General features: G+C 44.3%; 12 protein-coding genes. 6 read left to right on the forward strand and 6 right to left on the reverse strand.

The genetic code is table 11. From position 1 onward, the window contains the following. The first annotated feature begins 332 nt into the window (after window positions 1–332). Window positions 333–836: a TrpY family transcription regulator gene (trpY, locus tag AC20MK_RS03180; protein ID WP_487356551.1), complete on the forward strand. Its 504-nt coding sequence runs from the start codon at window positions 333–335 to the stop codon at window positions 834–836. 5 nt (window positions 837–841) lie between these two features. Here the strand turns inward: trpY and AC20MK_RS03185 are convergent, their stop codons facing one another. Genes AC20MK_RS03185 through AC20MK_RS03195 form a run of 3 tightly spaced genes read right to left on the reverse strand, consistent with a single transcriptional unit; the run spans window position 842 to window position 4,010 of the window. After that, window positions 842–2,041, reverse strand: a complete 1,200-nt coding sequence (locus tag AC20MK_RS03185; protein WP_487356552.1) for a geranylgeranyl reductase family protein — start codon at window positions 2,039–2,041, stop codon at window positions 842–844. Between the two features lie 31 nt (window positions 2,042–2,072). Continuing rightward, the gene (aroA, locus tag AC20MK_RS03190) at window positions 2,073–3,356 is read right to left on the reverse strand and encodes a 3-phosphoshikimate 1-carboxyvinyltransferase (RefSeq protein ID WP_487356553.1); all 1,284 of its coding nucleotides are present in this window, start codon (window positions 3,354–3,356) and stop codon (window positions 2,073–2,075) included. Next, window positions 3,357–4,010, reverse strand: a complete 654-nt coding sequence (locus AC20MK_RS03195; protein ID WP_487356554.1) for a thymidylate synthase — start codon at window positions 4,008–4,010, stop codon at window positions 3,357–3,359. Between the two features lie 177 nt (window positions 4,011–4,187). Here AC20MK_RS03195 and AC20MK_RS03200 point away from each other — a divergent pair, with 177 nt between their 5' ends. Next, window positions 4,188–4,634, forward strand: a complete 447-nt coding sequence (locus AC20MK_RS03200; protein ID WP_487356555.1) for a DUF488 domain-containing protein — start codon at window positions 4,188–4,190, stop codon at window positions 4,632–4,634. A gap of 4 nt (window positions 4,635–4,638) precedes the next feature. On the opposite strand, the gene htpX is transcribed toward AC20MK_RS03200, so the two are convergent. The 3 genes from htpX to AC20MK_RS03215 form a co-directional block, all read right to left on the reverse strand. After that, a complete protein-coding gene (gene htpX / locus AC20MK_RS03205) occupies window positions 4,639–5,496 on the reverse strand; it encodes a zinc metalloprotease HtpX (protein ID WP_487356556.1) in 858 nt (285 codons plus the stop codon). A gap of 391 nt (window positions 5,497–5,887) precedes the next feature. Beyond that, window positions 5,888–6,142 (reverse strand): hypothetical protein, encoded by a 255-nt coding sequence (locus tag AC20MK_RS03210; protein ID WP_487356557.1) that lies wholly within the window; start codon window positions 6,140–6,142, stop codon window positions 5,888–5,890. Window positions 6,143–6,144: 2 nt separating this feature from the next. Continuing rightward, on the reverse strand, window positions 6,145–7,650 hold the full coding sequence (locus AC20MK_RS03215) for a hypothetical protein (RefSeq protein WP_487356558.1): 1,506 nt from the start codon (window positions 7,648–7,650) through the stop codon (window positions 6,145–6,147). A 402-nt stretch (window positions 7,651–8,052) separates the two neighbouring features. Between AC20MK_RS03215 and AC20MK_RS03220 the strand changes: the two genes are divergently transcribed. From AC20MK_RS03220 to AC20MK_RS03235, 4 genes are all read left to right on the forward strand, one after another. Then, a complete protein-coding gene (locus AC20MK_RS03220) occupies window positions 8,053–8,919 on the forward strand; it encodes a helix-turn-helix transcriptional regulator (RefSeq protein WP_487356559.1) in 867 nt (288 codons plus the stop codon). 84 nt (window positions 8,920–9,003) lie between these two features. Continuing rightward, window positions 9,004–9,510 carry an amino acid-binding protein gene (locus AC20MK_RS03225; protein WP_487356560.1) on the forward strand — a complete coding sequence of 169 codons (507 nt, stop codon included), beginning with the start codon at window positions 9,004–9,006 and terminating at the stop codon, window positions 9,508–9,510. Window positions 9,511–9,523: 13 nt separating this feature from the next. Continuing rightward, a complete protein-coding gene (locus tag AC20MK_RS03230) occupies window positions 9,524–10,519 on the forward strand; it encodes a homoserine dehydrogenase (protein WP_487356561.1) in 996 nt (331 codons plus the stop codon). 43 nt (window positions 10,520–10,562) lie between these two features. Next, window positions 10,563–12,248, forward strand: a complete 1,686-nt coding sequence (locus AC20MK_RS03235; protein ID WP_487356562.1) for an ATP-dependent DNA ligase — start codon at window positions 10,563–10,565, stop codon at window positions 12,246–12,248. Window positions 12,249–12,262 lie beyond the last annotated feature (14 nt).

The raw sequence follows: 12,262 nt of genomic DNA on the forward strand, positions 1-12,262 counted from the left end.
ATGACTGTCTCAACAATTGTGATATGGAAGCAGTATTATCTGTGTGCATTCCACCACTATAATTTCATAGAACTGATAACAATAGTCTGTTTTTCGTATTGTACCACTTAGAGAAAACATAATTTGATCTGTCTATTAACGCTATGATTTAACCCCTTTAAGACGTTATCCTTAAAATGTCTTTCTTTTTTGTACATTAATTATGTTGATAATTATTTATTTAATCATATTATGTCCGCAACTTCCTGTGATGTAACGGAAGCTTTATTAAGCTCATTTTATATGGTTATAGGTCCCTATATCATTATAATTTTAAGCCCAAGGTGATCATCATGTGGAGCACAGTACTCAAGAAGTTCGAAAAACACCCTGCCCAGCAGAAGGTAATAAAGTTACTCTTCGAACGCGGGTTTCAGGTAAATGGCGATGGCAAGGTAACATCAGGCTCGATAGAGATCCCTCACACTCAGCTTGCAAAAGAGGCAGGTGTGGACCGCAGGGTCGTAGATGCAACTACTGACACCATACTCTCGGATGATCTATTGAAGAATATCTTCCAGAACGTCACGTCCATACCTTTCCTTCGTGATGTAGCTCCAGCTCTCGGTCTTGGTGTAATAATAATAACTCCTGATGATGCTGCGAACGTTGGTATCCTGTACAGCGTATCACAGGTGATATCTAACCACAACATCAGTATCAGGCAGGCGGTATCAGATGACCCTTATTTCAACAGCAAAGCGATGTTGACCATAATCACAGATTCCAAGGTACCGGGTGACCTTGTAAATGAGATCTTACAGCTTCCCGGCGTAAAAGGCGTAAGCATCTATTGATCCTTTCACAGAACAGTTTTTGCAAATGCTCTGAAAACCCCTATCAAATGACGTGAGTTCATGGGGTTCAGTAGCTTTTTGATAAGTATGGACGGATGGTCCATATCTCCGTATTTTGTTATAAGCTCGAGGATCGCATCATTGTTCATTGAACCGATAAGGTCATCCAGTTCTTTATCGGTCAGCCCGCCCATAAAGTCGTGTATCCTCATTCCTGTTCTAAGTTCACGACCAAGAGATGCTTTCCATCTGCTTTCATATTCTTTCAGTCTGTTTGCCGAAAAGTCCTCCTCACTGACAGCTTCGGCTGCAACCTGTCCCGCTATCTTTGCACAAACAGCACCTGTGTAAATGCCTCCTCCTGATGTCGGTTTGACCTGTCCTGCTGCATCCCCTGCAATGAGGACCCCATCTGAATATGTTCTCTTAAGCGGACCTATGGGTATCCCTCCGACAACGAGGTCAAGCATATTGTTGGTGCAATTGCCTGCAAGATGTTCGTTCTTATTCACTATGTTGTTCAGGTAGTTCATTGCATTGTGTTCATTTCCGGGTTCTACTGCCAGTCCTATCCTTGATATCCTTTCATTGACAGGTACTGTCCAGGCAAAGAATCCGGGTGCCTGTGAACCAACGAACAGTTCCACAAAATCAGTGTCGATTGAGCTGTAAACTGCTTCGGTCTGTACCCCTGAAAGGACCCTTTCAACCTTTCCAAGTCCTGTATATCTGGCAACGTTGCTTTTGACACCATCTGCACCGATGACGATCTTCGCTCTGACGGTCATCATCTTTCCCATGTGGATGACCGAAATAAGTTGTATCCCCTCCTTTTGTTGAATTCCTGTTACCCTGCCCTTAAGCATGAGCTCTGCTCCGGTATCAACTGCAAGCGAGACAAGATGACGGTCAAAGATCTTTCTGGAAACGACATAGGCCTTTGTCCTTTTTCCATCAATTGGCAGGCAGGACCCGTTAGGGGAATGCACAAAGGCCCCGCGGACACTGTTCAATACGAAATCATCTTCAGGATCGATATCACATTCCGAAACAGCACGTGTGCTCAGTAATCCTGTGCATTCCACAGGAGATCCGATGGAAGCATGCTCTTCTATGATGAGCACCTTCGCACCGGCCATTGCTGCGTAACGCGCTGCAGTAGAGCCAGTTGGTCCTGCACCGACAACAACTACATCGTATATCATTGGAAGCTGGCCTAAAGATATATCTTCTTCATCACTGTTCGCTTAGGATAACATCCGCTCCGATGGAACGCATTGAATCGAAGAAGTTCGGATATGAGATAAAGATAGCTTCCGCAGTATCGATGGTGGTATTGCCTGCTATCATCCCGGCAAGTGTCAGCGACATCACTATGCGGTGGTCGTGCCAGCCGTGGACATCTGCACCTTTAAGCTCTCCTCCTTTGATGGTTAGCATGTCCTTTTCCTCACTTGTGGAGATTCCCATTTTATTGAGTTCCACAGCCATTGCATGAAGCCTGTCGGTTTCCTTGTATCTGACATGTTCGGCATTGGTAATGACAGTCTCACCTTCTGCAACTGCACCGAGGACTGCGACCGTAGGTACGAGGTCAGGTGTTGCACCTGCATCCATTGTGATGCCGTGAAGTTTGCCGCCATTTACTTCCACGGTTCCCTCCTCTTTGTTCCAGTGGATATTGGCACCCATTTCCTTTAGGATATCTATGATGGCAACATCTCCCTGCATGGATGGGTACAGATTATTCACCTTGATCTTCGTATCTGTCATTGCTGCTGCTGCAAGAAGATATGATGCTGAGGAAAAGTCTCCTGGCACTGTATATTCCTTGAGCCTGTACTTCTGGTTACCAGGTATTATGAACTTAAGGTTCTGATTCTCTTCCAGATATATCTCAGCACCAGCTTTCTCCAGAATATCCAATGTGACATCGATATAAGGTTTGGATTTCAGTTCTCCCTTTATTGAAAGCGTTGTACTGTTCTTTGTCAGTGGACATGCAAGCAGAAGTGCGGATATGAACTGCGAACTTATGGAGCCGTCTATCTTTGCGATAGCACCTTTTAATCCTCCGGTGACCACAATAGGTGCACATCCGTTACCGCGTGTCGATATGGATTTAACTCCAAGGTCGTTCAATACATTGAGAAGTGGTCCGTTGGGCCTTGATCTTATGGAATTATCTCCTGTAAGAACGGTAGTTCCCTTGCCAAGTGCAGCAATGGCTGTCATAAAACGAAGCGTTGTTCCGGAATTGCCAACATCGATAACGTTGTCAGGTATTTGTGGTTCTCCGTCAACACCGGTTATCAATAATCTCTCTCCATCCTTTTCGATGTATGCACCAAGCATCTCACAGGCCTTTATCGTTGATTGAGTGTCTGCTGAGATCAAAGGTCTGTGGATAATGGATTCTTTTGAGAGGGCTGCAACTGTGATGGCCCTATGAGTATAACTTTTTGAAGGAGGTGCATAGATCTCTCCGTGCACTCCTGATCTTCCTACTGTAACTTTCATTTACTGCACCCCTTTAATGATCTTCTCGATCTTGTCCCAGTCATGGTCGTATATATGTGCGGAAACACTCACGCTAGTTATCGTTCCTGGGGAAAGTCCCACTTCATCTGCAACATATTCGAGCAATTTTGAAAGCCCATACAGGTTTGCAGGATATGCACCGGCAAAATCATGGCTTCTGAACAATGTTGTAAGATGCACTTTATCGTTCCTTATTTTAAAATCGTCAATTATCATGCATGGCACTTCATCCACTTCGGTATCTATCGTTGGTACCCATGTGACAGCAGTAGCCCTGCGTGTTGTCTTGTTGTTTGTCAGTTTCTCGATGACATACTCTATCTGGTCGACCTTGTCATCCCAGTTCCTGAGCCTTTGACCGTAGGTGTATTCGAAATCCTGTACATTTTCGCCTGTAATAAGCTGTTTTGCATATTCTTCCAGCCTCTCATGGTTCCAGGCGCTATCTTCAGGTATCTCATTACTGTATGGGTCCTCGATAACCACCATGAGGTTCATGAACTCGCGTATCTGGCTCCCACGCTCATCGGTTATCACACTTCCATGGTTCCATATGACATTGAGTCCTCGATACCATGCATCGCTTATAGTCCGGGCTTTTATGATCCTTCCAATTGCAGCATCATGCGTCATGACAAATTCTCCACTAATGAACTTAAATAGGCATTATCCTTCTAATATAGGTATCTGTTCAATGTTCAATAATGTTCATTGATATGCATCTAATGTCTATAAATTCTGTTCAAAAAACGTGGGTTAACAACTAAAAAGAGAAAAGATAATAAACTTCCAATCCATTCAATGGCCATAATGGAAGACGCTAGTTTCTGCTATACCATAGGCTATGGTAACAGGTCTCTTGAATATCTTATTGATATGGTGCAAAGTTTCAATATTGTCTATTTAGTGGATATTCGCAGTTATCCGCATTCAGTGCACGAGGATTTCAATAAGGAGAACCTCGAGATAGTGCTTCCCAAGAACAATATCGTCTATTCTCATTGTCCGGGTCTTGGGGGTCTTAGGGACGGAAGCTATATGGACTATGCTAAGACCGATGAGTTCAGCAAATATTACTCTAGTTTAGTGGATAAAATAGAGGCTGTCAATAAAGCGGGTTCAGCTATCGTCCTTATGTGCGCTGAAAAGAACCCGAAGGATTGCCATAGATATCATTTATCAAAGGTCCTTGAATCTTCCGGAATAAAAATAATCCATCTGACCGATCCTGGTCAGATGGATCTTTCAATGTTCTAAGCGTTTACATTTCGTTCAGGCGGCGTATCCTTTCCTCTGTGGCTGGATGTGTCCTGAACAACTTCATCAAGGAGCTTCCTCTCAGGGGATTTACGATGAACATATGTGCTGTGTTCTGAGATGGCTGAACATCGTTCCTTCTTGGCTGGTAGTTCTGTGCTCCTGATTCAAGTTTAGAGAGTGCACTGGCAAGTGCCCAGGGTTTCTGTGAAATGCGTGCTCCTTCTGCATCTGCACCGAACTCACGTGAACGTGATATTGCAAACTGTATGATGGTTGCTGCCAGCGGTGCAACTATTGCAAGTGCTATGAATCCAACAATATTTCCGCCTCCATCATCATCCCTGCCTCCGATACCTCCAAAGATGGCAGCCCATCTTGCCCAGGTGGCAAGCATTGTGATAACTCCGGCAATTGTCGCAGCAACAGCACTGATAAGTGTGTCCCTGTTCTTTACATGTGCCAGTTCATGTGCAAGCACGCCTTCAAGTTCTTCTGGTGTGAGGATGTTCATTATCCCTGTGGTCGCAGCTACTGCTGCATGTTTAGGATCTCTACCAGTGGCGAATGCGTTTGGCATCGATGTCTCTACGATGTAAACTTTAGGCATCGGGAGTTGGGCACGCATTGCAAGATTTCTCACAACATCGTAAAGTTGCGGACTTTCGGATTCTGTCACTTCTTTAGCTTTGTACATTTTCAGGACTATCTTGTCACTGTACCAATAACTGCCGAAGTTCAGCACAAGTGCAAACGCAAATGCGATGAACATTCCGCCAGTTCCGCCTATAAGACGACCTACAATGATCAGCAGTCCCGTCAAGGATGAAAGTAATAATGTGGTCTTAAGCATGTTCTTCATGTTTTACCTCAGTAGTGCGCATGTATCTGTTGTTCTTTGAAAAATCTGTAAATTTTAGATATTTACACCTACTAACATATCTATTGATTTGTGGTTCTATATATATGTGTTGGGTTATGGTCCGGGCATATCTTATTTTATATGCTCAATCCATATATTATCTCTAATTCCTGATCGGGACGAAATGGTTCCCACAATAACGGCTAAAAATGATCGGTCTTGAGGGCACGTTCGAAATACACATATTCAGACGCTTCGATGTAAAGCTAATAGAAATTCGAATGCCTGTTGCAATACTTTTCCTTGTTAAATTAGTATCCGCTGGGCTGACCAATGCAAAATAAAAAATAAAAAAGAAAGAAGAAAGAATGTAATGCCGAGATATCGACTTTCATACTTCTTCTACTATCAGTTCTGTATCTTCTTCTATCTCAGAGATCAGAGCTTCAAATTCCTCAAGATCGTTCTCAAGGGCTGCTATTTCAGAATCTGTCAGTTCAACTCCTTCTTCTACAAGTATCTCGTCTGCAGCGGTAGTGGCTGTATCTTCTTCTGTAGCATTGTCCGCAGGTTCCCCTACGCAACCGGAGAATGCAAGTCCGATGAGAAGGATGGCAACAATTCCCAGATGCTTAATGCTCACCATGATCAGACCACCTCTGTTGAGTTATTGTCATCGGAACTGTCATCCTCATCTTCCTCATCGTCGGAGTCTTCCTCATCAGCACTGTCATCATCGAAGCCTTCATCTTCCATTTCTTCGTTGCTGCTGTCTTCCAATTCATCCTCTTTCTCATCAGCACTGTCGTCTTCATCGTCGCTTATCTTTGGAGCAGCCCACTCAAGTTCAGTACTCTCATCATCCTTTTCAATTGTGTAAGAGCCTTCTCCTGAAAGGGATGTGCTGCCTGTTCCTTCTGCTTTGATGGTTATGTCCTCTCCACGAACCATAATTGTGAGGCGGGACCCTTCAATTTTTGCTTCTCCTGTGAAATTGTGGTAGACATATGCATAGCTTCCGTCTCCTGTGCTGTCCTCATCGAGCTGCTCGTAATCCCCATCAATGTCAATTTCTGCGTCACCTGCAAGGTCTTTGATGACGATAGTGGCATTGGTTGCGGTGAACTCAACCTCAAGTTCTCCTGAAAGCACAACTGTTCCATCACCCTCGGCATCGATCAAACCTTGGCCTGCCAGTTTCACATAGCCATGTCTGAATCCTTTCATTTCCTGAACAAGTGCTCTAAGTTTTGTGTTGGCTTCATTAGTCAGTCTGATGGATCTGCGGAGCTGTTCGCCAGCGTCTTCTTCTCCATTCTGGTAAGCTTCTCTTGCACGTTCATGCGTCTGCTTTGCTTCCTCGATAAGCGCATTGTAGTCGTCAAGCATTTCCTGGAGTTCTTCAGTATCTTCGCCTTCCTCGTTCAAACGGTCTATCTCATTCTGAAGTCTCTCTGAAACACCATTTGTTTTCTCAAGGTAGTTTACAAGGCCATTGTTGATCCTCTGTGCTCTCATCCTGTTCAGGTCCTTCTGAGCATCACTCCAGATCTTCCTTATGTCCTTTGTTGCTTCGGAGAGGTCCTTTCTGGTATCTGCAGCATCAACATCATCTTTCTGTTCTCCAAGCCTGACGATGTATGTGTCGATCGTCTCATTGACATCTTCAGTATAGCTTCCTTCTTCCTTGATGGTCTCAAGGCGGGTGATCATGTAATCAATGGTCCCGTTCAGGTATTCCTTTGCTGCATCCAGTGCTTCTGTGGCATCTAACTCACCTTTGGCCTGCAATGCTTTAGCATTCTGGAAATTACCTCTTAGCTCCTCATAGCCAGCCTTTGAGATCTTAACTTTGCTCCTTCCCTGGTTATTTCGCATTTCCTTTTCCTGGATCAGTTCAGGTGTGATGTTCTCATCTTTATGTTCCTGTAACCTTATCCTGTCTGCATCCACATTACCATTATCGGCTTTGTTAGCAGCAAACTCAGGTGCGAGGTTCTCATCTTTGTGTTCCTGTGATCTTATCTTGTCTGCGCCCATGGCCCCAACACCATTATCCCCTTGGTTGGCAGCAAAAGCTGTCACAGGAAGGAGACTTAATATCATCAGTATGGCACCGATCAGTGCAAACCCTTTCATTGTTTTGTTCTTCATAATGGATCCCTTCCTTTGTTTATTATGTGATACGATCTTGATCATCGATGTAATGAACTTACAAGTTCAACTTTGGATACGTGGGATATAAGCTTACTTTAATTGATCTTCAGAATCAAGGCAATCTAAAGTATTATCTGAGCAATCAAAAGCATTTGTTTACTTTATAATACTTTATATTAAATTATTTTGTTTATTAAATGGCAAAATATGCTTATTTTCAAATATAGGTCTATAATACCGCTTTTCTATCTGAGATTCTCCTCCATTTTTATTTGGACTGTTCAGCTATTCAATATTTTCGGTGTTTCGATCATTATTATTCCATATATCGTAAGTAACTTCAATAACACTAATTTGGGAATAAAAAACTATAAAAGTGGAACCCTGCATTATAATATTGTGAAAGTTAAGGCACTATTTGAGGTTTGCACATTTCTTACATTAATACTGCTTGTTGTTCCTGTGGGCGCTGTTGGAACTGCAACGATACATGGGGCTATCTATGAATGGGACACCTTTGAACCTCTTGAGAATGTCTTGATCGAGGTCAATTCCACTCCTCCGCAGTCCATAGTTGCAAAGTATGGTGTCTATTCCCTGGACCTGGCTCCAGGTGACTATATGATAGTTGCTACTTATTATACTGGTAATACTCTCGTAGCGTCGGCACAGGAATCGATAACAATAACCGATGATGGTGATTACATAATCGACCTTCTCCTTCTTCCTTCCTATGAAAATGAGGAACTCGAAGATGCTGAAATAGCCAATTTGAGCGAAGCATTTGAAGCCGATTCTCAGATCATCGAGGATGATGCGGAAAGCTCATATATGGCCTATGTGGCGGTTCTGCTGATCGTTTTTGTAATTGTTTTGTCAGCATATGTGTATTCAAGGAAGAAAGGGGTGAATGAAGGGAGTTTGGTCAACACTTCACCAGAGGGTGATAATGGTGCTTTACCAGATGTATCTCCCTCAGTTGATGTGAAGGAAGCTGGACTGGTCAGCACTATTAGCGATGATTCGGAACGCATTGATACTATCACTAAAGTTGAAACAACTGTCCTACCTGACGATCTTCAGGAAGTTCTGGACATCGTTATTGCAAATGGTGGACGCATAACCCAAAAGGACCTGCGTGGGAAATTGAGATATTCCGAGGCGAAGGTAAGTCTGATAGTCTCTGATCTGGAAAACCGTGGCCTTGTGGAGAAGTTCAAGAAGGGGCGGGGCAACATCATTATAATTCCTGACGATAGGAAGTAAGTTGACTTTGCTTCTGTACTATCTTAAGAACTGATGGTATGGCCTATCAATACATTTATATGAAGAATGCCTAAGAGGGAACACATGAGAGTTTCAATGGACATTGAATTAAAGGACACTCCAGGACAATTGCTTCTGGCTTTGGATCCGATTTCGGAGCTAAAAGGGAACTTGAAATCGATCGTACACCATCATGAAGAACGAACTCCAAGAAGTACCATTCCGGTACAGCTTGTTTTTGAGATCGAACCGGACAATCTTGAGGTCCTTATAGGTCGTCTCGAAGGGAATGGAATTGGTGTTGCAAGGGTTGATGAGAATCGTTTCACAGCACATGGTGCTGTCCTCCTGATAGGTCATATAGTTCATACTGATATACAGGATACCATTGATACTATTGATAAGACCGGCTTTGCAGAGGTCGTGAACATTTCTCTTTCAATGCCGCAGATAGACATGCGCTCTTCTGCTTCTTTAAAAATAGATGCATTGGGAATGAATGAGCTTCATGAGGCGATCTCTATCCTGAGGCAGGTCGCAAACAAGAAGGATCTTCTGGTCATAGAACCAATTAAGACTGAAATTGCATAAAGGTGATATTTCAATGAGAAAAGTACGTGCATCCATTATTGGATTTGGTTCGGTTGGACAGGGTGTTGCAGAGGTCCTTCTGAGAAAGGATGAAGAATTAAAGTCTCTTGGTATCGACCTTGACGTTGTGGCCATCGCTGATTCCAAAGGTGCTGAGGTGAATCTTGCTGGTATAGACCTTAAAGCTGCACTTGGCAGAAAGCGGGAATCCGGTACTGTTGCCATCGATGATCTTACTGGAGAGGATGTCATCAAAAGTGTGGACCATGACATTGTGATCGAGACGACTCCTACTGATATAGAGACCGGTGGCATCGGTCTTGTTAATATGGTTGCTGCTTTTGAGTTTGGCAGACATGTGGTGACCTCTAATAAAGGTCCTCTTGCGTTGAAATATCGGGAACTTGTGGAAGCTGCGAATGAAGCTGATCGTAAGTTGCTCTTTGAGGCCACGGTCGGCGGTGCTATGCCTATAATCAATCTTGTGAGGGATACGCTTGCCGGGAATGAGATTCTCAGTGTGGAAGGTATCCTTAACGGTACATGTAACTATATTCTGACACGCATGATGGAAGAGCATGCTTCCTATGAGCAGATGCTTGCGGAGTCACAGGAGCTTGGTATTGCTGAGACCGACCCTACCTATGATGTGGAAGGTATCGACACGGCATGTAAACTTGTCATTCTTGCAAATTCCATATTCAATCAGGATGCAACCTATCAGGATGTGGATGTTACCGGAATTACCAAGGTCACTCTGGAATCTCTTTCTCTTGCCTATGATGAAGGCTATGTCATCAAGCTTATAGGTGAGGTCAAGAAGGACCGTCTTAGAGTTTCACCACGCCTTGTACCGGCATCTCATCCGTTGGCTGTTGGCGGTACGTTGAACGTTGCATCGGTCAGTACCGATCTTGCAGGAACCATTACGGTAACAGGCAGGGGTGCAGGTTCTATTGAGACTGCAAGTGCTATCTTGAGCGATATTGTATCCATCTACAAGGACTGATGGCTATCTGGTTACCTGATGGGAACGACAGGAATATCTATACATGACCGATTTCAAGGAATTCGCTGATGTTTGCAAACAGATCGAACATATCTCAAGTTCACTGGAGATGACCGATGTTATCTCAGAGATGTTAAAGTCGGTATCTAAAGATGAACTTCCTGTTGTGACCCATTTTGTAATGGGGGATGTTTTTCCTGCATGGAGTGTTGAACAGCTTGGCGTGGGTACGAGCCTTCTGTATGGTGCCCTTTCGAGATCATCCGGTCTTTCCCTGAAAGACATTGAGGACCTTGTACGTTCCACCGGTGATATAGGTGAGACCGCGGTAGCAGCACTTGGTAAACGGAAAAAGAACCAGTCTACATTCTCTGCATTCATGGGTGAGGAACCTTCCATCTCCATAATGGATGTCTTTGGTCGGTTCCTTGATATTTCCAGATCATCAGGTGCAGGTTCACAGAGTAATAAAATGAGGAACCTGCAATTCCTTTTCAATTCATCCAGTCCTGAAGAAGCACGTTATCTTGCCCGGCTGGCCATCGAGGACCTTCGTATTGGTGTCGGTGAAGGGATCGTTCGGGATGCTATCTCTAAGGCTTTCGATGTTCCGGCAGGGGATATCGAGCGTGGTTTTATGGTGACCAACGATCTGGGTCTTGTGGCGGTTGCTGCAAAAGAGGGTGGCATTGAGGAGATCTCAAAGCTCAGGATGGAGCTTGACCGTCCGATAAAGATGATGCTGGCACAGGTCACTCCGAGCATCGAAGCTGCTATCAAGGACCTTGGTATGCTGGCTGTCGAGTGGAAGTTCGATGGTGCAAGGGTTCAGATCCATAAGGATGGAGATTCTGTCAACATCTTTTCAAGAAGGCTTGAGAATGTGACACTATCTCTGCCGGATCTCGTTGAGGCAGTGAAGCTCCATGTGAAGGCAAATTCCGCTATTCTTGAAGGGGAGGCTGTAGCGGTCGATGGTAACGGAGCTCCTCGTGCCTTCCAGGATATACTCAAACGCTTCAGGAGAAAGTATGACGTTGAGGCAATGGTCCGTGAGATCCCTCTTACGCTGAACCTTTTCGATATTCTCTATCTTAATGGGGAAGTACTGATGGACCAATCTCTTTTAAGAAGAAGGGAACAGCTGGTCGCATGTGTGGAGAACTGTGATATCATCAGGGTGGATGAGCAGGTTCTCACAGATGATGAGAACGTTGTGAACGAGATCTATACTGCTGCATTGAGGGGTGGACACGAAGGGGTCATGCTAAAGAATCCGGAAGCTTCGTATTCTCCTGGCAAGCGGGGTAAGAACTGGCTTAAGAAGAAGCCTATAATGGAGACACTCGACCTCGTTGTCATTGGTGCGGAATGGGGTTATGGGAAGCGTGCAAATCTCATAGGTTCTTATGCTCTGGCATGTCTTGATCCTGATGATGGGAAATTCCTTCCTATCGGCAAAGTGGCTACAGGTTTTTCAGATGAGCAGCTTGCTGAGCTTACTGAGGTCTTCTCTGAGCTCATTGTTGGTGAATCCGGTCGGGAGATCGAACTTAAACCTGATGTGGTGTTCGAGATCGCCTTCGAGGAGATCCAGAAAAGTACGAACTATGGTTCAGGGTATGCTCTCCGATTCCCACGGCTTGTAAATGTGAGGGATGATAAATCTCCGGAAGAGGCTGAAACGATAGATCGTATCGAGAGCATCTATTTGTCACAGAGAGGGTAATCCTTTTTTTTAAA

The organism is Methanococcoides sp. DA23 (genome assembly GCF_057593895.1).